Raw genomic sequence first — 23,798 nt, forward strand, 5'->3', positions numbered from 1 at the left:
GCGGGGTTACCGGCGGTGTTTGAAGATTCTGCAAATCAGCATGACGATCAGCACGCCGATGATGAGCGACGTAAAGGGGCGCACCGGCAGCCAGAGCGGAAAGCCGAGGACATTGAACAGCACTGAACTGACCACGGCGCAGACCGCGGCGGCGATGATCAGGGTGAAGCAGCCGGTACCGAACAGGCAGCCAATGGCCAGCCCCCCGGCGATCCAGATGGCGACAATTCCGGCAATCAGGCCCAGTAGCAGCCAAATTAATAGCGACATGATGTTCTCTCTGCAGCAGCGTTTCAGCTTTCTTATATGGTGACGGTTTGGTGCAGAAATTGAAACCGTGTTTATGAAAGTACACATTAAAAATTGTATAATTGATACGTTTGGGGGGCGGTAGATTAAAACCATTATATTTGTGAGCGGCCCGCATTTGGTGTAAAAAATCCCCTGGGGCGCCATAACGGAGTTGGAGCCATGAAATTTTTTGCTATTGCCGCTTCCTTGCTTCTGGTTGCGGGCGTCGCCTCGGCAAAAGATCCCGATGCCGCCTCGGCCAAGGACAACGCCGCCAAGCCAGCCAAAAACATTTGCCTGCAAAAAGACCGCATTGATGGCTGGGGCTCGCGGGACGAGCATACGATTGTCGTCAACGATGTGTTCGGCAAGAAATATCTGCTGTCGGTCGCTGGCTGGTGTCAGGATCTCGACTTCAGCATGGGATTAAGCTTCCATTCGGCTGGTGGTGGCGGCTTCACGTGCCTTGATCGCGGCGACTATGTCGTGCCCCATGGTGGTGGCACCATTCCGTCGCCGGGGGCCCGCTGCATGATTACCAAGATCGAAGCCTACACACCGGAAATGGAAAAAGCCTATCACGAGGCCAAGGCGGCCAAAAAGGCAAAGGACGAAGCCGGGCCGGCTGCGGCGGATAAACCAGCCGATACAAAACAAAAATAGAGGCAAATGCCAGCGTGCCGGAAGCCTCGGCGTTGGGGAGGGTAATGTGGGGAAACTGCCATGGGGCGCCATGGCCCTGATCGGGGCTATGGTGCCGGTAATGGTACCGCTTGGTGCGCCGGCGATGGCTTCGGTCATGGTGGGCGGCTCCGTCGTGGAAAAACCGTTATCGAAGTCTTTGATCCATACGCCCGAAGCCCCGGTGGCGTCTGACAGCCGTTGTATTGTGGTGAAGGATTTTAAAGTGCTGACGCCCAGCTCGGTGATCGTGCGGGATGCAAGCGGTCAGTATTATCATCTTTCGCTGTCGGGCGGCTGCGACGCGGTAAAGGATAATCTGGATGCGGCGCTGCTTCACGGGCCGCAAGGTGGCGCACAGGGGTGTCTGAAGGGTGGGGATAGCTTCACATGGGCAAATTATGGCTCGACCTATTCTGGTCTTGATACCCCTTCGGCGGGGTATGTGGCCCATTCCGATGTCACGCCGCTCAGATCCGGCGAGAATCGGGTGCCCCAGTCGGTTTCAACCTGCTCGGTGGTGAAGATCACCCCGCTTGTCCGCCCTAAATAGAGCGGCCAATCCCCCGTAACCGGTGGTCGGCACGGGGGATCCTTTAATGACCGTGTCTGAAATATTTAATGGGCGTCCGGCCCCTTATTGGGGTCGAAACCGTGGCCCTTGCCATGTTCCATTCCGGGACCCTGATGGTTGGGCATATGGTCGCGCATGCTCAGGGCCTCGTGATAGAGTTTCAGCTTTTCCGAATCCGGCAGAGCCTTCCACTTGGCGTCGAGGTCTTCGGCATATTTCTGGCGGGCTTCCGGGCTTAAGGCGGTGATTTTGTCGCATTCGGCCTTACGGGTTTCGCGGAACTTGGTTACCGTCAGGGTGTCGGCCTGTTTTTTGACGTCCTGCATATGAATAATGCGGGCTTCCGGGCTTAATTTGACGAAACCGCCCATGCAGCCACCGGGTCCAAAGGGGCGGGCAGCGTGCGGATGCGGCGGCTGATTGGGCGGTGCTGGCGAATCGGCGGCCATCGCGGCAGCGCTTAGAATAAGTCCAGAAAGGGCAAGGCTTAACGCTTTGAAATGTGTCATCGGACAACTCCTTCTCTTTGAAAGCCGATTTCCGTAGAGCTTTAACGGCGGGGGGATGCGGTTCCGTCGCGCTTGAGAATTGCCGCCGCTTCCTCTAAAGCAGGCGCGTATTTTTCCCAAATTTTCGCGAGGTATCCTCCACATGACCGCAATCGTAGAAATCGTTGGACGTGAGATCCTGGACAGCCGCGGTACACCGACCGTGGAAGTCGACGTTACGCTGGAGGATGGTTCCTTCGGCCGCGCCGCCGTTCCCTCGGGTGCTTCGACCGGTGCCCATGAAGCCGTCGAACTGCGTGATGGCGACAAGAAGCGCTATGGCGGCAAGGGTGTCGAAAAGGCCGTCGCTGCCGTCAATGGCGAGCTGTTTGACGCCCTGTGCGGCCTTGACGCCGAAGACCAGGTTCATATCGACCGCGCCATGATCGCGCTCGATGGCACCCCCAACAAGGGCAAGTTCGGCGCCAACGCCATCCTCGGCGTGTCACTGGCCGTTGCCAAGGCCGCTGCTGCGACCTCCAACCTGCCGCTGTATCGCTATGTCGGCGGTGCCAAGGCGAACACCCTGCCGGTTCCGATGATGAACATCATCAATGGTGGTGTGCATGCCGATAACCCCATCGACTTCCAGGAATTCATGATTTCCCCGTCGGGCGCACCGTCCTTCAAGGAATGCCTGCGTATGGGCTCGGAAATCTTCCAGACCCTGAAGGGCCTGCTGAAGGCCGCTGGTCACAACACCAATGTTGGTGACGAAGGCGGTTTCGCCCCCGGTCTGAAGAGCGCCGACGAAGCCCTGTCGTTCATCGTCAAGGCGATCGAAAAGGCCGGTTACAAGCCGGGCGAAGAAGTCTTCATCGCGCTGGACCCGGCCTCGACCGAGTTCTTCAATGCCGAGAAGAAGGTTTACGAGCTCAAGGGCGAAGGCAAGACCCTGACCCCGGAACAGATGGCCAAGGTTTACGAAGGTCTCTGCGCCAACTATCCGATCTATTCGATCGAAGACGGTCTGGCCGAAGACGATTTCGAAGGCTGGGCTGCCATCACCAACCTGCTTGGCAAGAAGGTTCAGCTGGTCGGCGACGATCTGTTCGTCACCAACTCCAAGCGCCTCAAGATGGGCATCGAGAAGGGCATTGCCAACTCGATCCTGGTCAAGGTGAACCAGATTGGTTCGCTGACCGAGACCCTGGAAGCCGTCGAAATGGCGCAGCGCGCGGGCTACACCGCCGTGATGAGCCATCGTTCGGGCGAAACCGAAGATGCGACCATCGCCGATCTGGCGGTTGCCACCAACTGCGGTCAGATCAAGACCGGCTCGATGTGCCGTTCGGACCGTCTGTCCAAGTACAACCAGCTGATCCGTATTGAAGAGCAGCTGGGCGATCAGGCCGTGTTCGCTGGCAAGAGCGTGCTCAAGAAGGCCTAATGGCTTAAAAGACCAAGCCGGGCTGTCCTTGCTCTGGGGCAGCCCGGCTTTCTTTTTCTGTGTGGGCGCTTTTGGTTCAGCGCTTTTTCTTCTTGACCCAGCGAGTCGGATTATGATTCGCTTGCCAACATGATGTTCAAGCAAAGCCTTTCCCGTTTTTTCGGCTATGCCTTCCTGCCGGCGCTCGGCTCCGCGCTTGCCGTTTATTTCGGCTATCACGCGGTGTGGGGCGAGGGCGGCTACTTTGCGCTGCAACATGCCAAGGTCTCTTTGTCGGGCGAACAGAATCGCCTGGCCCAAATCACCACCGAACGGACGCGGCTCGATCACCGCATTGCCCTTTTGAAGGCCAATGACCGCGATATGATCGAAGAGCTGGCGCGGACCGAGCTGATGAATGGCGCCAACGGTCAGGTTGCCGTGCCTCGTGAAAAACAACCCGTCTCACCACAATAATTTAAGAGTGTATTATTGTCTCTGCGCTGTCATGGTAGAGTAGCCCTACGTAAAGTACGGACTTTGTAATTATTCTATTTTTAAATCTTGCAATGCGAGGCAAAAGGTTTTGTATTGCCCCACTCTGGTTGACGGATTTGTTCAACGACAAGGCAGTAAAAAGGCCGGAAAATGACGGAAACGAACCCTGCGGTGACCCCTGTGGCGCCGCTTTCTCCTGAGTCTCTGAAGCAGTGCTACCATGATATGTTGACCATCCGACGCTTTGAAGAGCGCGCCGGTCAGCTGTATGGCATGGGCCAGATCGGCGGTTTCTGCCACCTTTATATCGGTCAGGAGGCCGTGGTGGTGGGCATGCAGGCTGCAACAAAGCCGGGCGATCAGCTCATCACCGCTTACCGTGACCATGGCCACATGCTGGCCGCCGGTATGGACCCCAATGGCGTGATGGCCGAACTGACCGGGCGCTCGGGGGGCTATTCCAAGGGCAAGGGCGGCTCGATGCACATGTTCTCGCGCGAGAAGAATTTCTTCGGCGGTCATGGCATTGTCGGGGCGCAGGTTTCGCTCGGCACCGGGCTGGCCTTTGCCGATAAATACAAAGGCGATGGCTCGGTCGCGCTGGTCTATTTCGGCGATGGTGCCGCCAATCAGGGCCAGGTCTACGAAAGTTTCAATATGGCTTCGTTATGGAAGCTGCCGGTGATCTACATCATCGAGAATAACCAGTACGCCATGGGCACCGCTGTGACGCGTGCCAGCGCCGAAACCCGCTTTGCCCGCCGCGGCCTTTCCTTTGCCATTCCCGGCGAGGAAGTCGACGGTATGGATGTCGAAGCAGTGTATGCGGCGGGCCTCAAGGCGGCCGACTGGTGCCGGGCGGGTAATGGTCCGATGATTCTGGAAATGAAGACCTATCGCTATCGCGGTCATTCAATGTCGGATCCGGCAAAATACCGTTCGCATGACGAAGTGCAGGATATGCGCAAGAAGCATGATCCCATCGATACGCTGGGTGAAAAGCTGCAGGCGCGCGGCCTTGTCACTGAAGAAGAGCTGAAGGCGATCGACAAGGATGTCCGCAAGGTGGTGACCGCTGCGGCTGACTTTGCCACGACATGCCCCGAACCCGAGGCCAGTGAACTCTACACGGATGTAATGATCTGATGGCTACGCAAATTCTCATGCCCGCGCTCTCGCCGACGATGGAAGAGGGCAAGCTCGCCAAATGGCATGTAAAAGAAGGCGATTCCGTCAAGTCGGGCGACATTATCGCCGAAATCGAAACCGATAAGGCGACGATGGAATTCGAAGCGGTCGATGAAGGTAAAATCGGCCGTATTCTGGTTGCCGAAGGCACCGAAGGGGTCAAGGTCAACACCCCCATCGCTGAACTTCTGGCCGATGGCGAGGAAGCGGGCGCGGCCCCGGCGGCATCTGCCCCTGTGGCCGCGGCACCGGCGGCTGCCGCCCCGGTGGTTTCCGACACACCCGCCCCGGCAGCCCCTGCTTTGGTGCTGGCCGCAGATCCGGAAATTCCGCCGGGTACGGAATATGTTTCCCAGACCGTGCGCGATGCGTTGCGCGATGCCATGGCCGAAGAAATGCGCCGCGACGACACCATCTTCCTGATGGGCGAAGAGGTGGCCGAATATAATGGTGCCTATAAGGTCAGTCAGGGCCTGCTTGATGAATTCGGGGCGAAGCGCGTCATCGATACGCCGATCACCGAGCATGGCTTTGCGGGCCTTGGCGTCGGTGCTGCCTTCAACGGCTTAAAGCCGATCATCGAATTCATGACCTGGAACTTTGCCATGCAGGCGATTGACCAGATCATCAACTCGGCAGCCAAGACGCGTTATATGTCCGGCGGTCAGATGCACTGCCCGATCGTGTTCCGCGGCCCCAATGGCCCAGCGGCGCGCGTGGGGGCCCAGCACAGTCAGGATTATTCGTCCTGGTATGCACAGGTTCCGGGGCTTAAAGTGATTGCGCCCTATTTCGCTGCCGATGCCAAGGGGCTGATGAAGGCCGCTATCCGCGATCCCAATCCCGTGGTGGTGCTTGAGAACGAAATTCTCTACGGCCGCAGCTTCGACGTGCCCAAGCTGGATGATTACGTGCTGCCGATTGGCAAGGCGCGGGTGTTCAAACCGGGTAAGGATGTCACGCTGGTGGCGTATTCCTACACGGTGGGCCAGATCATCGAAGCGGCCGAAATCCTTGCCAAAGACGGCATCGAGGCCGAGCTGATTGATCTGCGTTCCTTGCGCCCGCTCGATACCGACACGGTGATCGAAAGCCTGAGGAAAACCCATCGTCTGGTGACGGTGGAGCAGGGCTGGCCGGTATGCTCGATTGGTTCGGAGATTGTGGCGCAGGTGGTCGATAAGGCCTTTGATGAGCTTGACGCCCCGCCGACCAAGGTTACCGGCAAAGATGTGCCGATGCCTTATGCCTCGAATTTGGAAAAGCTGGCGCTGCCGACGGTGGATGACATCGTCGCCGCGGCCAAAGCTGTCTGCTATCGGAGTTGATATATGGCTACGCAGATTTTGATGCCTGCACTCTCGCCGACGATGGAAGAGGGCAAGCTTGCTAAATGGCATGTCAAAGAGGGCGATACCGTCAGCTCCGGCGACATCATTGCCGAAATCGAAACCGATAAGGCAACGATGGAATTTGAAGCCATCGACGAAGGTAAAATCGGCAAGATTCTGATTGCTGAAGGGGCCGAAGGGGTCAAGGTCAACACCCCGATTGCCATTCTGCTTGAAGAAGGCGAAGACGCTTCTGCTGTGGATGCGGTTGCTGCGCCGGCGCCTAAAGCCGCCCCGGCTGCACCTGCTGCGGCCCCCGTGGCGGCACCGGTTGCCCCGGCCGTGGCCCCTGCCATCACCGCGGCGCCGGTGGCACCGGCATCTGACCGCATTTTGGCATCGCCGCTGGCCAGGCGTATTGCCGCGCTGAAAAACGTTGATCTGTCCAGCGTCAAGGGCACCGGTCCGCGCGGGCGTATTGTGCAGGCCGATGTTGAGGCTGCTGCCAGTACTCCTGTCAGCAAAGCCGCCGCGCCTGCCGCCGCTGCGGCACCGTCGGTTGGTGCGCTGCCGGATGCCAAGCTGTTCTACAAGCCGGAAGACTATGACGAACTGCCCAATGACGGCATGCGCAAGTCGATTGCCAAGCGTCTGACCACGGCCGCTTCGCAGATCCCGCATGTGGCCATCACCATCGACTGTAAGCTTGATGCGTTGCTGGCGGTGCGCGCTGCGCTGAATGCCGCCGCACCCAAGGACGGTTACAAGCTGTCGGTCAACGACTTCGTTATCAAGGCGGTGGCACAGGCACTGATCGCGGTGCCGGAAGTCAACACCAGCTGGACCGAGGCCGCCATTCTGCGCCACAAGCATGCCGATGTCGGCGTGGCGGTGGCGCTGCCCACCGGGCTGATCACGCCGATTGTTCCGCATGCGGAAACCAAGGGGCTCAAGGCGATTTCCAATGAGGTTAAATCGCTGGTGGCCCGCGCCAAAGACCGCAAGCTGAAGCCCAGCGAATATGAGGGAGGCACCTTCTCGGTCTCCAACCTCGGCATGTTCGGGGTCAAGCAGTTTTCCTCGATCATCAATCCGCCGCAGGGGGCCATCCTGTCGGTTGGTGCCGGTGAAGAACGCCCGGTGGTCGAAGATGGCAAGATTGTTGTGGCAACGGTCATGTCGGTCACGCTGGCGCTGGATCATCGCATCGCCGATGGGGCCGCGGGCGCGCGCTTCCTGCAGGTCTTCAAGCAATATATCGAACAGCCTGCAACCATGCTGCTGTAAGGTTTAAAGATGAAGGTCAAGGTCGATGGCCGTGGGGCATGTCCTGCAGGGGGTGACCCTGAAGTCGTGCTACAGACATGCCCTAACTGTCACAGTGTGCTGCTGGGGCCATACTGCGCCCATTGCGGTCAGTCGACTAATACGCATCGGCGCCGTGTCGGCACCTTGCTGCATGAATTCCTGAACGACATCATCAGCTTTGACAGCCGGATACTGCGTACCGCGTGGGCGCTGATGTTTCAGCCCGGCGAACTGCCGCTGGCTTTCCGTGAGGGGCGCTCGCAAAGTTACGTGCCTGCGGTGCGGCTTTATTTGTTCATTTCGCTGTTCTTCTTTGTCATTCTGTCCTTCGGCCATATTGCCATCATGCAGATGGCGGTTGTCGATGGGCACAGCAGTGGCTCCACGGTTTCTGTGGGGGTGGAAGAAAAAGCAGACAAAGGCAGGTTTACCCTCAAACCGGTTTTCTTTGCGCCTTTCGGTGCGGTGCATAATTCTCTGTCTGACCCGGCGGTGCAGAGCCTGCAAAAGCTGCTGAATGATGATGACGTCAGAAAGACCGAAGCGAAGAACGATTGGGCCGGTCGTGCCCTTATGGAAACCTTGCGTAAGTTATCGACTGATCCGGCGGCACTGAATGGCACGCTGACCGAATGGATTCCCCGGGCGATGGTGCTGTTTCTGCCCGCGCTCGCGCTGCTGTTATGGGTTCTGTATCTTGGCCGGCGTAAAGATTTCTTCTTTGTCGACCATCTGATCTTTGTGCTCAACCTGCACAGTTTTTCTTTTGTTGCCACCCTGATGGGCGGCTATCTGGCTCAGGACTTCAATCGTAAGCTGGTCGCCGGGGCCTTTTTTCTCTGGTTTCTGCTCTATCTGGTACTTTCGCTTCGGCGTTTTTACGGGCAGAGCTGGCTCGCTACGGTGACCAAGGGCACCATACTGGCTCTGGGCTATTTCACAATGCTGATGCTGACCTTCGTCAGTGTCCTGATCATAGGTGTGTTCAATGGCTGATACCAATTCCTTCGATGTGATCGTGATCGGTGGTGGCCCCGGCGGCTATGTCGCGGCTATCCGTGCTTCGCAACTTGGCCTCAAAACGGCGGTGGTGGAGCGTGACAAGCTGGGCGGGGTTTGCCTCAACTGGGGCTGCATTCCGACCAAGGCGCTGCTTCGTTCGGCCGAGGTCTGGCGGCTGATGCAGCGGGCCGGTGAATTTGGCTTCGTTGCCAAAGACACCAGCTTCGATCTGGAAAAGATCGTTAAACGCTCGCGCACCGTAGCGGGCAAGCTGTCGGCGGGTGTCGGCTTCCTGATGAAAAAGAACAAGATCACCGTGATCAACGGCACGGCCAAGCTTGCTGCCGCGACCAAGGTGACGGTGACCGCGGCTGATGGCACCGTGGCGGATTACACCACCAAGAACGTCATTCTGGCCACCGGTTCGCGCCCGCGGGTTTTCCCGGGGCTGGAGCCCGATCACAAGCTGATCTGGACGGCGCGCGAAGCCATGACGCCGGATGTCTTCCCCAAGAAGCTGCTGGTTGTCGGCTCGGGTGCTATCGGTATTGAATTTGCCAGCTTCTATAATGCGCTGGGGGCCGAGGTGACGGTGGTCGAAGTGCTCGACCGCATTCTGCCGGTCGAGGATGAGGAGATTTCCGGCCTGGCCCACAAGGCGTTTGTGGCGCAGGGCATGAAAATCAAGGCGGCAACGTCGGTCGAAAAGCTCGAAAAAGGCAAAGATACCGTCACCGCCACGCTGAAGGCCAAAGACGGCAAGACCGAAACCCTGACCGTTGATCGTGTCATCGTTGCGGTCGGTATCGTTGGTAATGTCGAAAACCTTGGCCTTGAAGCCCTTGGCATTCAGGTCGATCGCAGCCATGTCGTGGTCGATGCTTATGGTGCCACCTCGGTGCCGGGCGTTTATGCCATTGGCGATCTGACCAATCCGCCCTGGCTCGCGCACAAGGCCGAGCATGAAGGCGTTATCGTCGCCGAAAAGATTGCGGGGCTGAAGCCGCATGCGCTCAACCACGGTCAGGTGCCGGGCTGCACCTACTGCGCGCCGCAGATCGCCTCGGTTGGTCTTTCCGAAGCCAAGGCCAAGGCGGCGGGCAAGAAGATCAAGGTTGGCCGCTTCCCCTTTGTCGGTAACGGCAAGGCGATTGCGCTGGGCGAACCCGAAGGTCTGATCAAGACGGTCTATGATGCAGAAACCGGCGCGCTTTTGGGGGCGCATATGATCGGCACCGAGGTGACCGAGCTGATCGAAGGCTTCTGCATCACCATGGCGGGCGAGCTGACCGATGCCGAAATTGCCCACACGGTTTTCCCGCATCCGACACTGTCGGAAATGATGCATGAAGCAACGCTGGCCGCCGATGGCAAAGCGTTGAACTTTTAACCGGTGCTGAACTTCTGAAGGTGTGATGATGCTGACAACTCTACTTGCTGCGGCGATGCTGGCGGCGGTGGCCGCTGCGCCTGCCGATGATATGATCCCGGCGGACGGTGGCGGCATTGCGGTGCATGCTTTTCGCCATGCCTCGCTGTCACTGACGTGGAACGGCAAGCATATCCTGATCGATCCGGCCCCCGGTGTCGGCAGCCCCGATGGCGAAGATCCGGTCAAGCCCTTTGCCGGGCAGAAGCCGGATGTAATCTTTGTTACCCACGGCCATTTTGATCATTTCAACGTCGCGGTATTGCGTCATTTAAGCGGTCCCCACACACCGATCGTGGCACCCAAGGCGGTGTTCGATGCCATGCCCGATGATCTGAAGGCCAAAACCAAAGTGATGGCCAATGGTGATACGGCGGATGTTGATGGCATTCCGGTCGAGGCGGTGCCTGCTTACAACATCACGGCGGAGCGGTTGCAGTTCCATCCCAAAGGTGTCGGCAACGGTTATATTCTGACGCTGGGTGGCAAACGCATCTATGTGGCGGGCGATACCGAAGAAACGCCCGAGATCGCTCATCTGCCCAACATTGCCGCGGCATTCCTGCCGATGAATCTGCCCTATACCCAGACGATTGAAGCCGCCGCCAAATGGGTGAAGGATTTTGCACCGAAGCGTGTCTATCCCTATCACTTCCACGGCACCGATGGCTCGATCGCGGACATCAAAGCGTTTACTGCCGATGTCGGTGGCGTAAGTGACGTCAAACTGCTGAAATGGTATTAAGCGGTTTATCCGGATAAGAAAAAAAGGCGGCCACCGGCCGCCTTTTTGCTATTCGTTTCAGTGTCCGCCGATGTGGCAGACCTGTTCATCCGGGTGCTTTTCGAAATAGCGCTGATGATACTCTTCCGCGGGCCAGAATTTTACCGCCGGAACGATCTCTGTGACGATCGGCTTGGTGAAGATCTTGGCCTCCGTCAGCGCGACAACCTTGCCCCGCGCGATCTCTTCCTGTTCGGCATCGTGGCAGAAGATCACCGAGCGGTACTGCGTGCCCTTATCGACGCCCTGCTCGTTCAGTGTGGTCGGGTTGTGCCCGCCAAAGAAGGCATCAAGCAGTCCGTCAAAACTGATCACCGCCGGATCAAAGCTCACCTGCACCGTTTCGGCGTGACCGGTCTTATCGGTACAGACCTCTTTATAGGTCGGGTTTTCGGTATGCCCGCCTTCATAGCCGCACACGGCATCCGTTACGCCCGGAACGGCGCGGAACAGTGCTTCAACGCCCCAGAAACAGCCGCCAGCAAAAGAGGCAATGGCCATTGTATGATCCTTGAGTTTGCTACGTTACCCCCTGGAACATGCCGCAAAGCGCGGGCGTCGTCATCCGCTTTCGTCATAGGGTTTTTACAATAAAGTTGACACAACGTCATATCTTGTTTGAGCATCTTTGGTGGTTATGGTAGCTGTTTACAATCTATGCGGTTTGCGGGTTGTGCAATTTTATAGACCGGTCGGCGATTATGGTGGTTTCCCTGCTGTTTCTCTCCTGTGGCGCGGTGCTGTTTGCGATTGGCGGCATGGCGGTTTCGCGTGGCTCGGCCTTGCTGGCGCAGGAGCTGGGCTTTACCCCGCTGGTTATTGGTCTGGTGGTGATGTCTGGCTCGGCGGCCTTGCCCGAGCTGTTTTTGCTGGTGCGGGCCCATGCGCTGGGTGGCACCGAGCTGGCTCTGGGCGGCATCTTTGGCAGCGTGGTCGCGCTTTTGTCGGTCATTGTCGGGGCTGTGGCGCTGTTTCGGCCGCTGGATTGTCCGCCCAAGGTGGTGATCCGCGATGGTGGTGTTGTGCTGCTTATCGCCCTGATTGGGTTGCTGCTTTTGCTGATCGGGGGCGGATGGGGCCGCCTCGGCGGGGTGCTGTTGCTGCTGCTCTATGGCGGATACACTGCGCTGGTACACCTGACCGACCGGCGGCGGGTGGCCAAACATTCGGTGGCCGAGGTTCACGCCCGCGCGCATGTGATGGCTTTGGGTGTTACCCGTTTCGATATCACGGTCGGTTTGTTTGTCGTTTTGCTGGGTATGATCGCCATTATGATGGCGGGCCATTTGACGGTGTCGGGTGCGCTTGCCATGGCGCGGCTGACCCACCTGCCGCAATTTGCTCTGGGCGTCAGCGTGGTGGCGCTGTGTCTGGCGGGGCCCCAGGCCGTGGTGTTATGGGCGGGCACCCGGCACAGCGGGGCGGATATTTTCTTTGGTCAGATCGTCGGTGCGGGGGTGCTCAATCTGACTTTGGCACCCGGTCTGGTGGCCTTGTTCACCCCGTTGCCGGTCACCGGAACCTTTGCCATCGATTTGATCGCGCTGGCCGTTTTGCCTGTGTTGCTTGGGCTAACCGTGGCGTCGGGCTGGCGTTTGACCGCCCCGCGCGCCATGGTTCTGATCGGGGCTTACGCCTGTTATCTGGTTGTGCTTGCCATGCGACTGAATTTACTGTCGTATTTGCCGACACAATTCTGATAGACTGGCCCCATGGACTTTACCATAGATGAGCAATTGGCGACCGACACGGCGTTTATCGCTGATTGGAAGCTGTCGCGTGTCCTTCTGATGAACGATGCGCGGTTCCCGTGGCTGATTCTGGTGCCGCGCCGCACCGACGTCAGCGAATTTTTTGACCTTACCCCCGAAGATCGTCAGACCCTGACGGAAGAATTCAGCCGGGCTGGGGAAAACCTGAAAAAACTCACTGGTTGTGACAAGATTAATATCTGCGTCATCGGTAATCAGGTCGAGCAACTGCATGTCCACGTTATTGCCCGCAAGGAAAACGATGACGTCTGGCCCTCGCCGGTGTGGAGCCGCGGCTTTGCCGTGCCCTATGAGGCGGATGCGTTGGATCAGGCTGTCCAGACTCTAGTTAACGGTCTGTAAAACCTATTCGGGTGATATACCCCGTGGTGGGAGAACCCGGATATGACGGCTGAAGCCGTAAATGCTGCAGCACGAACCTCGGTGGTGGCGGCCTTGCAAAAGGCCAGCGCTGCTACGGGATCGGACTTTGACTATTTGCTCAAGACCGCGGTGCGCGAATCCGGCCTCAAGTCCGGCGCGCAGGCTTCGACTTCGTCGGCGTCGGGCCTGTTCCAGTTTGTCGAGCAGACCTGGCTGGGTTTGGTCAAGGAAAATGGCGGTAAATACGGGCTGAGCTCTTACGCGTCCAAGATTATCAAGGGTAGTGACGGGCGCTATCACGTCGCCGATGCCGGTGATCGGCAGGCTATTCTCGATTTACGCTCTGACCCGCAGACCTCGGCACTGATGGCCGGGGAATATGCCAATCAGTGCAAAAGCAAGATGGAAACCGCGCTGGGCCGCCCGGTCAGCAATGGCGAGCTTTATGCCGCGCATTTCCTGGGGGCGGATTCTGCCTCGCGGCTGGTGGCGATGAACGAGCATTCGCCCGGTGCGGTGGCCGCTGATGCCTTTCCTCAGGCCGCCGCCGCTAACAAGAGCGTATTCTATCACAGCGATGGCTCGGCCAAATCGGTTAACGAGGTTTATGCCTGGGCGACCAGCCAGCCATCGACCGCCGGTATCACCGCCGTGGCCCAGAACACCACCCCGTCTGTGACCAGCCAACAATTGTCTGGGGCGCAATCCATTGCCCTGATGGCGCAATTTGAAACAAGCATGATGACGACCGCGCTGTTGTCAGACAGCTCTGGGCCTAAAGAGCCGGACAAAATGACCAACTCCCCGTTCCGGTTGTCTTATGACGTGCTTTCCTCGCTGCAGGGCGTTGCGCAAAAGCGCGAGGCTTCGTAAAGCATCCGCCTTCTTTGGGTCAGGATGCCTCTTTTGCGCGCGTTTGATTTCTCGATCTTTGCGGTTTTACTGTCGGTCGCCTTTGGCCAGGTCGCCAATGGGCTGCAGAATGATATTGTCGGCCTCCGGGCCAACATGTCAGCCTTTTCGACCAGTTCGATCGGGTTGATGATGGCCTGCTATTACGCGGGCTTTTCCGCCGCTGCGGTCAAAGGTCATGTTTCAATCGGCCGCTTTGGCCATATCCGCGTTATTGCCGTCTGCCTGTTGGCCTTGGCTGTCGTGATCCTGATCCACCCGTTGCTGGTGATGCCGCTGGTTTGGGCGGCCTTACGCTTTGCATCGGGCTATGCCATGGCGCTGTTCGATGTCGGCGTTGAAAGTTGGATCAACGGTAAGGCCGGGAATGCCGAGCGTGGTCGCATTTTCAGCATTTATATGACGGTGCAGATCGCCACCATCACGCTGTCGCAATATATCCTGACGTTGGGCAGCCCGATGTCGATGGGGCTATATATCGTCACGGCGGTGCTGTTTGCCCTTGGGGCGGTGCCGGTCTGTCTGGTGCGCAAGGGGGCTGCCCCCAAGGGGGTGCCGCCGCACCCCTTGAATCTCAGGCATCTGTGCCAGATTGCGCCGCTTGGCGCGCTGGCGGTGTTTCTGTCCGGGGTAGCCTGGGCCACAGTCTTCACGCTGGGGCCGGTTTTCGCCCAGCGCATTGGTTTGAGCGTGGCCGGTGTCGGCGTCTTCATGGCGGTGACGATGGGGGCTGGTGCGGTGATGCAGTTCCCCATCGGCTGGATCTCGGACCATTATGGTCGCCGCCGGGTGTTGGGTGGTCTGTTTGCCGGGGGAATTGCAGCGGCGATCGTCGGCTGGTGGGCGGTGACCGTCGGCACATCGGCCAGCCTGATTGCTGCGGCACTGATGGGGGCGGCGGCTTTTCCCATCTATGCCGTTGCCTCGGCCCGCGCCAATGATGCGGTTTTACCTGGCGAGCGTGTCGCCGCGGCGGCCGGGCTGTTGCTGCTGTTTGGTCTGGGTTCGATCATCGGGCCGCTTTTGTGTGCGGCTGTGATGCCGATGCTGGGGGCGGGCGGGTATTATGCCGTGCTGCTCACCACCATGTTTCTGGGCACCGCGCTGACACTGCACCAGCGCTAAGATCCTTTGGGTAAATCATATGCTCTGCGTGTGCAGCGCTTAATCGTCAGAAGCGTTTGGCTGCATGCTGGTCTGGGCGGCGGCGATTTTGCAGGCCAGATCAACTTTATCCTCAAGCGCTTCCAGCACAATGGCAGTCAGCGGATCGTCCGGGTTGCGCCGGTTCTCGCGATAGGCCGCGCCGATGGCATCAACATGGGCGCCGACCAGTGTCGGGGGCAGATGGGCGGGGGCCAGCGCCTCGAGCAAGCGGCACAGCGAATGGGCAATGCGCGTCACGGTGGGGAAATCGAAGCTGGTGGCCTGCCCGCGTAAATCGTGACTGGCGCGATAGAGCTTGCTGACGCTGGCCGGTTGGTCGTCACTGGTCAGATCGAGCACCTGCCAGGCATTTTGCAACCGTTCGATATCTTCGCCCAACCAGTGCGGATAGTCGGTCCGGATGCGCTCCATGGCGGCCTCACCCCGGCTGATAACCGCTTCGTCCAGCCCGCCACCATTGCCCGCTTTGATCTTTAACACATGCGGCGGTGTGATGATCTCGCAGCGCGTTGGTGTCGTGGGCGTGTTCATGGGCGGTGACTTTACAATCCACTGGCAATGGTCAGGTCGCGCCGGTCCGGGCCATCATATTCTTCCCTTGGATGACGGCGGCGGCAAGGGCCGAAATAGTTTTTGGTGCGGACAAACGGGCGGGGATTCTCAATCAGTGACACCAGTTTGGCATAAAGTGCCCGCACGGAAACCGGCTTGACCAGATATTCATTGGCACCGCAGTCGCGGGCGTGACGGACATTTTCGACCTGCGAATGGCCGGTCAGCATGATCACCGGCAAAAACGGATTGGGCGTGGCAGGATCATTGCGCAGCTTGTAGACGAGATCGGGGCCACTCATGGCCTCCATCTGCCAGTCTATAATGGCGATGTCTGTATTCTTCTGACACAGCATCTGCCAGGCGTCTTCGCCGCTGGCCACTTCAAGGATGTTAACAACGCCGAAGGCCTGTAGTATCGCGCTGACCAGTTTGCGCATGTGCGGATTGTCGTCGGCAATCAGAAAACACAAATTCTCAAAATGGTAATTGGCCATAACCGTCCGATTGTGCGCTGCCACCAAAATGGTGATTACGGAATATCGTATAATGTACTGTAGTATTAGTTGTGGTACGAGCAAACAAAATTATGCAGAGATATACGTCGTATAGCTTAATCCAGGAACTGCTCTGCCAGGATTCTTTCATCAAGGTTGTGACCTGCGTCAAATAACATATGCATACTGACGCTGCGGTCTTCTTCAACTTCAACGCAGATAACCTCGCGCACTTCCAGCCCGTCCGCCACCGCGCTGACCGGGCGCTTTTCGGTTTCCAGCACCTCGAAACGCACTTTGGAACGGCGGGGTAGCAAGGCGCCGCGCCAGCGCCGGGGGCGGAACGCACTGATCGGCGTCAGGGCCAGCAGGGCTGAATCAATTGGCAGGATGGGGCCGTGGGCCGACAGGTTATAGGCCGTGCTGCCGACCGGGGTGGAGACCAGCGCGCCATCGCAGATCAGTTTGTCGATCCGCACCACGCCGTCGATCTTGATGCGCAGCTTGGTGGCCTGACGGGTTTCACGCAAAAGTGAGACCTCGTTGAAGGCTAGCGCCTCAATCTGATGCTCGGCAGTGGTGGCGCGCATGCGCAGCGGGTGCACCTCGGCCTTTTCGGCCGCTTCCAGCCGCTCGATCAGGCCATAGGGGCGGTATTCGTTGAGCAGAAAGCCGACCGAGCCAAGGTTCATGCCATAGATCGGTATGCCGCGGCCCAGAAAGGCGTGCAGCGTTTGCAGCATATAGCCGTCGCCGCCCAGTGCGACGATGATCTCGGCCTCGTGCGGGCCAGCGTCGCCATAACGCTTGCGTAGTTCTTCCGCAGCGGTCAGGCCCTCACGCGTGCCAATGGCAACAAAATGAAGTTTGGGTGCCAACCTCATCCTCCCGGAAGATGCTTCGGGGCAGATTAGTGCATCTGGTCGCATAAGGGGAAGGCCCTTGCGTGGGTGTGCGGGCAGCCGGGCGCCAGGCCAAGGCTAATTATCGTGCAGGCGGCGCAGCGCTGTGGTTTTGCTGAACTGGCTGAACGCCTCGTCAATCCGGACAAGGTCATCTGCCGCCAGCGTGTTGGGCAAGGCGCGAATCTTGCGCGACAGGGTATAGACCAGTGGGAAGACGCAGCGATCAATGCCGACCGCCCGGCAGGCCAGCGCCACGGTCTGTGGCCCTTGCTCATAGAGAATCTGGCGGGTTTGGCTTAACGGTGCTTCGAGCAGGCGGGCAAAGCCCAATTCGAACAGATCAATATTATTCTGCTGCAGCACCCGCATCAGAAAGCCTGCTTTAAGCTGGCCGGCGGTATAGAGCTTATCGATCAGGCGGGCGGCATTATCGCCGGCATCCTGTGGCGCCTGTGGGTGGCGCACCGCATCATTGGCTTCTTTCAGCGCGGTCTGCAATTTTTCCACCTGAATGGCATAATTGCGCACGATGAAGCTTTTGAGGGTTTCGGAAACAAAGGTGCACATCTTCACACCGATTTCCGGCGGCATATCCTCACGGCGGGACAGTGGTTCCTGCAGCGCTTCAATCTGGCGGGATTTTTCGACCAGTGCCGCGATCACCTCCGGTGCAATGCGGGCGGTGGCATTGCGCACCAACGTGGTCAGCACCGAAACATGTTCGCAGTCTGCCAGCGCCGCCGTTACCTTGTGGCCGATATGCGGACGGGCCGCGAGGGCTTCCTGATGGGCTTCGCTGCATTCCAGTGCCAGATGTAGCATGTCGCGTTCGGTAAGCAGCGGGCTGCACAGAATCACCGGGCGGGCAACTTCAATGCGGTCATCAGCCAGCATGAGGATGAGGTCATACGGTGCTGCCGGATCTTCCGACAACTTCTGCGCCAGCGCGATGCGGATCGACATTTCCACATCGATGGTCAACTGCCGCAAAATGTCGTTGATCAGTTTGCGTTCGCGCGGATTAAGCCGGCCATCTTCCACGCGATAGAGTGAGGCTACGGCGATATAGATCTCTTCGCGCGTGGCATCCTGCGGGTTGGCGGCCAATTGCGCCAGCCTGGCTACATCGCCGATATCGAGCGCCGTCAACCCCACGGATATACCCCACAATATGTCCAGACATGCAATTAGCAGAACTATACTGCAAATTTGTGCACATTAACAACTGATTAATGGGGGCGTGCCGCCGCATGTCGCTGGTGTCTGTTGGTATGTGGTGGATACGCGGGAAAATTCCATGCAACCTTTAGTACGTTGCTGGTTTGGCGTGTTCTGTGTCAAAATCAACTATAGAGTGCTTTTTTGATGCAGCGGTGCTGGGGGGTACCGGTGTCAATGCTGCGCTTCCTATGTAGCTGCATTAGGAGGGGCCTGTGTGTCGACAGTGGGGGATGCGTCACATCAATCCGTCTAAAACGTGTGACGTAACATTGAGAATTGGTAAGGGGCGTGGGCGGTTGCTGGGGCGGCCGGATCCTGCCGCTTCAACCGATGGATTGTTCGAGCAGTATCAGAGGGATTGCTACCTGCCGTGGCGATGTATTGGTAATGCATTATGGGTTGCGGTGTCGGGGCGACGCAACGTCTCTGTCCGCCAGCTTTGGCGGGGTGGCAAGCAGGTACAGTTCTTTGTATTCAGCCGTGCGCAGTTCGATCATATGCTGTCTATGCGGTTTTGCCACCGGTTGACTGATGCGGCGGTATCGCAGCTGGCACAACGCAATGCCGGGCTTTCGGCTCAAGTGACCGTGACGCGCGGGCAGAGCCTTGTCGTCAGCGTTTTGTTCCTGCTGCTGGTGCTGGGCGCGGTATGGTGGCCGCAAATATTGCTGCGAAGTCTGGTGCTGTCCGTTGCTACCGGTTTCTGTATCGGCATATGTTTGCGCCTGATGCTGGCTTTGCGTGGGGCTGGAAGGAATACAGCGTCTGATGCCCCCCGGATGTGTGATGCGGATCTGCCGGTTTATACCGTACTCATTCCGCTGTTTTCTGAAGCTGCGGTGATACCATCTCTGGCGCGGGCCTTGTCGGCGCTCGATTATCCGCGCGATAAACTCGATATCAAACTGGTGGTCGAGGCTGACGACTGGCCGACGCGGCTGGCCGCCGAGCGGGCGGCGCAGCAAGGGCCCTTTGAAACTGTACTGGTGCCTTACAGTCTGCCGCGCACCAAGCCCAAGGCGTGCAATTACGCCCTGCATTTTGCCCGTGGGCAATTTCTGGTGATTTTCGATGCCGAAGATCGTCCCTGTACGGATCAGCTCCGTAAAGCGGTTGCAGCGTTCCGGGCGCTGCCTGCAGAAACGGCATGTCTGCAAGCGCGCCTGATCATCGATAATGCGCGTGATGGTTTGCTGCCGACCTTGTTTGCAATCGATTACGATATCTGGTTTTCGGTTTTACTGCCGGGGCTGGCGCGCCTGCAGGTGCCCATTCCGCTTGGCGGCACCTCTAATCACTTTCGCATCGGCGCCCTGCGTCAGGTCTATGGCTGGGACCCTTTCAATGTCACTGAGGATGCCGATCTTGGCGTGCGTCTGGCGCAGTTTGGCTATCGTGTTGCCATGCTCGATTCCACCACGGCGGAGGAGGCGCCGCTTCACGTTGCGATCTGGATGCGGCAGCGTACCCGCTGGCTGAAAGGCTATATGCAGACGCTGCTGGTGCATCTGCGTGCCCCGGTCGCTCTGGTGCGTCATACCGGCATTGGTGGTGCGGCGATGGTGTTGACGCTTCTGGGCGGCACAGTCTGTTCGGCGTTGCTCAATCCTATTCTGTGGCTGGTATTTGTATTGGTGCATCTGCAGGTTCTGCCGCAGGGGGGAAGTGATCTGGCCAAGCTGTTGGCAATATGCTCCGGCAGCGGGTTGCTCATCACCAATGGCTGTTTGATTGGCAGTGTTTTTATGTCCGAACGCTGGCGTGCCCGCCCCTGGCGGGTCCTCTATGGTTTTGGCATGATACTTTATTGGCTCTTGATTTCGGTGGCGGCCTGGCGGGCGCTGTGGCAATTGCTGGTATGCCCGCACCGGTGGGAGAAAACACCACATGGTACTGCCAAATGTCGTGTCGGCATCTGAAATGCGGCTGCGGCTGTGGGGTTCGTGTTTCCTGATCGTCGCATTCGGTATGCTTCAGCCAGCCTATTGCGCGGCCTGGACACTTGATGAAGGGCAGGGCCAGCTTCTGGCCGAAGCCACCTACAGCCACGCCAATCATAGTTTCAAGGATGATACCCCCGTTATTCTCGATAAGCTTTTTGTAAAAGACGATTATGAATATGGCTTCAGTGACGGGATTACGCTGTTCTCGATCCCGGAATATGTTTCGGCCAGTGTTGAGCGCGCTGGTGTAACCCTTCAGGCCAAAGAATATGCGTTCTCCAGTGGCGTGCGTGTCCGCCTCTGCGATGAATTTGGCCCGTTGTCAGCGCAGCTGTCCTATGCCCGGCAAACGGCTTTCACGATGACGGTTGCCAGTGATGCCGCCAGCGGTCATGAGGCCGAGCTGCGTTTGTTATACGGTACCAGTTATAATATTCAGCAGCGTGAGGGTTTTGTTGATGTTGAAGTTGGCTGGCGCTGGAATGCACCACCACGGCCGAACGAAGTTGTCGCCGATGTAACGGTCGGAATATGGCTTTGGCCAGACTGGCTGTTGATGGGGCAGTGCTTTACGGTCGTCAGTGCCGGATATGGGGAATATCCGTACACGTCTTATCGGTTACACAAAACCCAAATGTCCCTTGGCTGGCGTGTTGTGCCAAACCTTACCCTGCAGGTCGGGGCGTTTCTGTCGCCATCGGGCAGCCATGTCGCTGCTGAACGGGGCTTAAGCGCGGGTTTGTGGTATGATTTGCCGACACCGTAATGTCAGCATTTACAAAAATCCACTGACTGTTTGTCATGTTTAACATGCGGTGAGGATTTTTGCCGATTTGCCTTCGGTTCTGCGGGATGATGATGGGCAATATGGTTTACGCATGGCAATCATTTTTATCAGCTACGTTAGGCCGGCGATAAATTCTCCTGACTATACTGTCATTATCTTGGTGTTGGTGTAGGAGACCCCTTTATTATGTTGAGTCTCGGTTTGCGTACCGATGATATCGCTGCAGGCTATTTACAAGAGACATTCATACCGTTGGCCAATCCGTGCCATACTTCTGCCAAAAAACTGTTGGATTTTTGGAATAGTCGTCCTGCTGACGGTGTTCTTGTCGGCAGAGATATTCCCTCCCGGAAAATTGCACCGCTGCTCAGCCACATAACTATGTGGGAGCCGGTGGCGGATGGTCGGGATTATCAGATGCGCTATATGGGGGAGACCCTGCGGGCGCGTTATCGCGGTTATGTTGTTGGTAAGCTGATGTCGGAATTGTTGTCGCCCGACTTGTTTGCCTATCAACTCGACAGTTTCATGCAGCTCGCCCACGAAGATACCGCGGAAGTGCTGGATATCGCGCAAAGCCATAATGGCTGCAATTACCTGCACTATGAGGTGGTTGCGTTTCCGGTTTTACCGGCTAATGCGCAAGGACGCTGGGCTGTCGCCGGCACGTTCTACTTTTAGCCAATGCAATATCGCCGAGGATTTGTCGCCATGGATTGCCTGATCTGTAATGACTGCGTTGTCAATGTGCCATGGCCCCTGACGTCTGTCGTGTAAAGTAACCCCATCCGTTTTTGAAAATCGTCCCCCGTAACATCTGTTAATCTGCCGCTGGTGTGTAATTTCCATACGGCAATAACGGAAGGAAAAATGGAAGTCAGATATGCTAAGCGTTGCCCACACCCTTGACCGTTTCGACCAAGGCGGTTCGCAAGAGACTTTCGTGCAGATCCGGCTTCCGCGTCACAAAATCGCCCGCAAGTTGATGGCATTCTGGCTTACCCGGCCGGGTGACAGCGTGCTGATCGGGCGGGATATTCCATCCAATGAAATCGCACCACTGTTTGGCAATCTGACAGTTTGGGAACCTGTCGGTGATGGTCAGGATTATGTCCTGCGCCATATGGGCGATACACTGCGCATGCGCCTCAGCCTGCACTTTCCTGCCGGGCGTCTGATGTCGGAATTGTTGTCACCGGAATTCTATGCCTATCACCGCAGCAATTTTCCGACGCTGGCCAAGGCCGAAGACATCGAAGTTCTCGATGTGCTGCAGGGCTTAAGTGGCAGCAACTGTCGACATTTTGAAGTGGTGACCTTTGCGGCACAGGCACCCCATACCAAGGCGCACTGGATGGTATCCGGGGCGTTCTATTTCTAACGTGGCAGAACGCCCCGGACCCAATAACGGGCTACGCCGCGCGAGATAATGCGGTGGCCTCACCACTGCTGATATATTCCCGCGTTAGCGGTACGGCGTTCTGGTCTTTGGCCAGCTGAATCTGGAATACTTCGATGCCGCCATGGCGGAAGGCCATTTCGCTGCCAGCCAGATAAAATTCCCACATGCGTTTAAAGTGGTCATCATACTGATCTTTGATCTGGTCCCAGTTGTCCAGGAAGCGCTGCCGCCACAGCCGCAATGTTTCGGCATAGTGCAGTCGCAGCACTTCGATGTCGGTAACCACCAGTCCGGATCTTTCGATCGCCGGCATGATCTCCGACAGCGAGGGGATGTAGCCACCCGGGAAGATATATTTGCTGATCCAGGCGTTACCGATGCCGGGGCCCGAGGCCGATCCGATGGTGTGCAGAAGCGCCACACCGTCCGGGGCCAGAAGGTCTGCCATCTTGGCGAAGAAGGCACCGTAATAGGGGGCGCCGACATGTTCGAACATCCCTACCGAGACGATGCGGTCGAAGGTGCCCTTCAGTTCGCGATAGTCGGTCAGCGAGAAATGCACATTGCGCATGCTGGCTTCATCGGCGGCCGACTGGGCATCGGCGAGTTGTTCTTTTGACAGCGTAATGCCCGTGACATCGGCGCCATAGTGGCGTGCCATGGTCATGGCCAGCCGGCCCCAGCCGCATCCGATATCCAGCAGCTTCTGGTGCGGCTTGATCAGCAGCTTGGCGGCGATGTGCTGCAGCTTGGCTTCCTGCGCTTCATCCAGGCTGATGCCGGGGCGCGGGAAATAGGCGCAGGAATATTGCCACTTGGTATCGAGGAAGGTGGCATAGAGCGCGTGTGACAGGTCATAGTGATGGGCGACATTGGCCACGGACCGGCGGCGCGAATTGGCTTGGGTGATGGCCTGACCGATCTGAACCAGCCAGTGCGGCATGATGCGACGGGTCTTGTTGGCCAGGTTCAGGTTGCGCCCGCATAAATCGAGCAGCGCCCAGATATCGCCACGCACCAGCTCCAGTGTGCCGTCCATATAGGCTTCACCGAGGTAAAGCCCTGGGTGCAACGCCAGTTTCCAGTAGAGCGAAGGGCTTTTCAGGCGAATGATAACATCGGGTTCCCGGTCATCATGGTCTGCATTGGGTCCAAAACGGTACGTGGTTCCGCCAGCATCGATAACGCCAAGCGAGCCATTTACGATCAACCGACTTAAAAAATTACGCAAGAGCCACATCGCCCTCTCCTTTCATGGGAGCTGGGTGCGGCGC

26 protein-coding genes are annotated in these 23,798 nt (G+C 57.8%); 18 read left to right on the forward strand and 8 right to left on the reverse strand.

What is annotated here, in order from left to right; all coding sequences use genetic code 11:
- Positions 1–6: 6 nt before the first annotated feature.
- Positions 7–270: a hypothetical protein gene (locus tag ACZ5RI_RS05560; RefSeq protein ID WP_464515120.1), complete on the reverse strand. Its 264-nt coding sequence runs from the start codon at positions 268–270 to the stop codon at positions 7–9.
- A 201-nt stretch (positions 271–471) separates the two neighbouring features.
- Here ACZ5RI_RS05560 and ACZ5RI_RS05565 point away from each other — a divergent pair, with 201 nt between their 5' ends.
- Both ACZ5RI_RS05565 and ACZ5RI_RS05570 read left to right on the forward strand, forming a co-directional pair.
- Positions 472–954 (forward strand): DUF6491 family protein, encoded by a 483-nt coding sequence (locus ACZ5RI_RS05565; RefSeq protein WP_464515121.1) that lies wholly within the window; start codon positions 472–474, stop codon positions 952–954.
- A 46-nt stretch (positions 955–1,000) separates the two neighbouring features.
- Complete coding sequence (locus ACZ5RI_RS05570; RefSeq protein ID WP_464515122.1) at positions 1,001–1,525, forward strand: hypothetical protein; 525 nt, start codon at positions 1,001–1,003, stop codon at positions 1,523–1,525.
- 65 nt (positions 1,526–1,590) lie between these two features.
- Here the strand turns inward: ACZ5RI_RS05570 and ACZ5RI_RS05575 are convergent, their stop codons facing one another.
- The gene (locus ACZ5RI_RS05575; protein WP_464515123.1) at positions 1,591–2,055 is read right to left on the reverse strand and encodes a hypothetical protein; all 465 of its coding nucleotides are present in this window, start codon (positions 2,053–2,055) and stop codon (positions 1,591–1,593) included.
- A gap of 142 nt (positions 2,056–2,197) precedes the next feature.
- On the opposite strand from ACZ5RI_RS05575, the gene eno reads away from it, so the two are divergent.
- The 8 genes from eno to ACZ5RI_RS05615 all read left to right on the forward strand — a co-directional run bounded on the left by eno (position 2,198) and on the right by ACZ5RI_RS05615 (position 10,964).
- Positions 2,198–3,484, forward strand: a complete 1,287-nt coding sequence (eno, locus tag ACZ5RI_RS05580; RefSeq protein ID WP_464515124.1) for a phosphopyruvate hydratase — start codon at positions 2,198–2,200, stop codon at positions 3,482–3,484.
- 129 nt (positions 3,485–3,613) lie between these two features.
- Entirely contained in the window at positions 3,614–3,940 is a 327-nt protein-coding gene (locus ACZ5RI_RS05585) for an FtsB family cell division protein (RefSeq protein WP_464515125.1), read from the forward strand.
- Between the two features lie 246 nt (positions 3,941–4,186).
- On the forward strand, positions 4,187–5,107 hold the full coding sequence (gene pdhA, locus ACZ5RI_RS05590; RefSeq protein ID WP_464515555.1) for a pyruvate dehydrogenase (acetyl-transferring) E1 component subunit alpha: 921 nt from the start codon (positions 4,187–4,189) through the stop codon (positions 5,105–5,107).
- A complete protein-coding gene (locus ACZ5RI_RS05595; RefSeq protein ID WP_464515126.1) occupies positions 5,107–6,477 on the forward strand; it encodes a pyruvate dehydrogenase complex E1 component subunit beta in 1,371 nt (456 codons plus the stop codon). Before pdhA ends, ACZ5RI_RS05595 begins: the two co-directional genes overlap by 1 nt.
- Before the next feature lie 3 nt (positions 6,478–6,480).
- A complete protein-coding gene (locus ACZ5RI_RS05600) occupies positions 6,481–7,767 on the forward strand; it encodes a pyruvate dehydrogenase complex dihydrolipoamide acetyltransferase (RefSeq protein ID WP_464515127.1) in 1,287 nt (428 codons plus the stop codon).
- A 9-nt stretch (positions 7,768–7,776) separates the two neighbouring features.
- Positions 7,777–8,784 (forward strand): DUF3667 domain-containing protein, encoded by a 1,008-nt coding sequence (locus ACZ5RI_RS05605; protein ID WP_464515128.1) that lies wholly within the window; start codon positions 7,777–7,779, stop codon positions 8,782–8,784.
- Complete coding sequence (gene lpdA, locus ACZ5RI_RS05610) at positions 8,777–10,180, forward strand: dihydrolipoyl dehydrogenase (protein ID WP_464515129.1); 1,404 nt, start codon at positions 8,777–8,779, stop codon at positions 10,178–10,180. The genes ACZ5RI_RS05605 and lpdA overlap by 8 nt, the downstream gene beginning before the upstream one ends.
- 25 nt (positions 10,181–10,205) lie before the next feature.
- Positions 10,206–10,964 (forward strand): MBL fold metallo-hydrolase, encoded by a 759-nt coding sequence (locus tag ACZ5RI_RS05615; protein ID WP_464515130.1) that lies wholly within the window; start codon positions 10,206–10,208, stop codon positions 10,962–10,964.
- A gap of 57 nt (positions 10,965–11,021) precedes the next feature.
- Here ACZ5RI_RS05615 and msrA read toward each other — a convergent pair whose 3' ends face one another.
- Positions 11,022–11,504, reverse strand: a complete 483-nt coding sequence (gene msrA, locus ACZ5RI_RS05620) for a peptide-methionine (S)-S-oxide reductase MsrA (protein WP_464515131.1) — start codon at positions 11,502–11,504, stop codon at positions 11,022–11,024.
- Positions 11,505–11,704: 200 nt separating this feature from the next.
- Here msrA and ACZ5RI_RS05625 point away from each other — a divergent pair, with 200 nt between their 5' ends.
- From ACZ5RI_RS05625 to ACZ5RI_RS05640, 4 genes are read left to right on the forward strand one after another with little or no spacing between them, the layout of a single operon-like run.
- The gene (locus tag ACZ5RI_RS05625) at positions 11,705–12,703 is read left to right on the forward strand and encodes a sodium:calcium antiporter (protein WP_464515132.1); all 999 of its coding nucleotides are present in this window, start codon (positions 11,705–11,707) and stop codon (positions 12,701–12,703) included.
- A gap of 12 nt (positions 12,704–12,715) precedes the next feature.
- Positions 12,716–13,117: an HIT domain-containing protein gene (locus tag ACZ5RI_RS05630; RefSeq protein WP_464515133.1), complete on the forward strand. Its 402-nt coding sequence runs from the start codon at positions 12,716–12,718 to the stop codon at positions 13,115–13,117.
- A 42-nt stretch (positions 13,118–13,159) separates the two neighbouring features.
- A complete protein-coding gene (locus tag ACZ5RI_RS05635; protein ID WP_464515134.1) occupies positions 13,160–14,011 on the forward strand; it encodes a lysozyme family protein in 852 nt (283 codons plus the stop codon).
- Positions 14,012–14,044: 33 nt separating this feature from the next.
- Positions 14,045–15,175 carry an MFS transporter gene (locus ACZ5RI_RS05640; protein WP_464515135.1) on the forward strand — a complete coding sequence of 377 codons (1,131 nt, stop codon included), beginning with the start codon at positions 14,045–14,047 and terminating at the stop codon, positions 15,173–15,175.
- 39 nt (positions 15,176–15,214) lie between these two features.
- On the opposite strand, the gene ACZ5RI_RS05645 is transcribed toward ACZ5RI_RS05640, so the two are convergent.
- The 4 genes from ACZ5RI_RS05645 to ACZ5RI_RS05660 all read right to left on the reverse strand — a co-directional run bounded on the left by ACZ5RI_RS05645 (position 15,215) and on the right by ACZ5RI_RS05660 (position 18,326).
- Positions 15,215–15,748 carry an Hpt domain-containing protein gene (locus ACZ5RI_RS05645; protein ID WP_464515136.1) on the reverse strand — a complete coding sequence of 178 codons (534 nt, stop codon included), beginning with the start codon at positions 15,746–15,748 and terminating at the stop codon, positions 15,215–15,217.
- Between the two features lie 11 nt (positions 15,749–15,759).
- Positions 15,760–16,266 carry a response regulator gene (locus ACZ5RI_RS05650; protein WP_464515137.1) on the reverse strand — a complete coding sequence of 169 codons (507 nt, stop codon included), beginning with the start codon at positions 16,264–16,266 and terminating at the stop codon, positions 15,760–15,762.
- A 116-nt stretch (positions 16,267–16,382) separates the two neighbouring features.
- Positions 16,383–17,150, reverse strand: a complete 768-nt coding sequence (locus ACZ5RI_RS05655) for an NAD kinase (protein ID WP_464515138.1) — start codon at positions 17,148–17,150, stop codon at positions 16,383–16,385.
- A 96-nt stretch (positions 17,151–17,246) separates the two neighbouring features.
- Entirely contained in the window at positions 17,247–18,326 is a 1,080-nt protein-coding gene (locus tag ACZ5RI_RS05660) for a DUF2336 domain-containing protein (RefSeq protein WP_464515139.1), read from the reverse strand.
- A gap of 362 nt (positions 18,327–18,688) precedes the next feature.
- Between ACZ5RI_RS05660 and ACZ5RI_RS05665 the strand changes: the two genes are divergently transcribed.
- The 4 genes from ACZ5RI_RS05665 to ACZ5RI_RS05680 all read left to right on the forward strand — a co-directional run bounded on the left by ACZ5RI_RS05665 (position 18,689) and on the right by ACZ5RI_RS05680 (position 22,503).
- The gene (locus ACZ5RI_RS05665) at positions 18,689–20,311 is read left to right on the forward strand and encodes a glycosyltransferase (RefSeq protein WP_464515140.1); all 1,623 of its coding nucleotides are present in this window, start codon (positions 18,689–18,691) and stop codon (positions 20,309–20,311) included.
- The gene (locus ACZ5RI_RS05670) at positions 20,280–21,101 is read left to right on the forward strand and encodes a hypothetical protein (RefSeq protein ID WP_464515141.1); all 822 of its coding nucleotides are present in this window, start codon (positions 20,280–20,282) and stop codon (positions 21,099–21,101) included. The genes ACZ5RI_RS05665 and ACZ5RI_RS05670 overlap by 32 nt, the downstream gene beginning before the upstream one ends.
- Before the next feature lie 207 nt (positions 21,102–21,308).
- Complete coding sequence (locus tag ACZ5RI_RS05675) at positions 21,309–21,803, forward strand: hypothetical protein (protein ID WP_464515142.1); 495 nt, start codon at positions 21,309–21,311, stop codon at positions 21,801–21,803.
- A gap of 202 nt (positions 21,804–22,005) precedes the next feature.
- Positions 22,006–22,503, forward strand: coding sequence for a hypothetical protein (locus tag ACZ5RI_RS05680; protein ID WP_464515143.1), 498 nt, complete (start codon positions 22,006–22,008; stop codon positions 22,501–22,503).
- Positions 22,504–22,534: 31 nt separating this feature from the next.
- Here ACZ5RI_RS05680 and ACZ5RI_RS05685 read toward each other — a convergent pair whose 3' ends face one another.
- On the reverse strand, positions 22,535–23,764 hold the full coding sequence (locus ACZ5RI_RS05685) for a class I SAM-dependent methyltransferase (RefSeq protein ID WP_464515144.1): 1,230 nt from the start codon (positions 23,762–23,764) through the stop codon (positions 22,535–22,537).
- Positions 23,765–23,798: the final 34 nt, after the last annotated feature.

The organism is Micropepsis pineolensis (genome assembly GCF_055392125.1).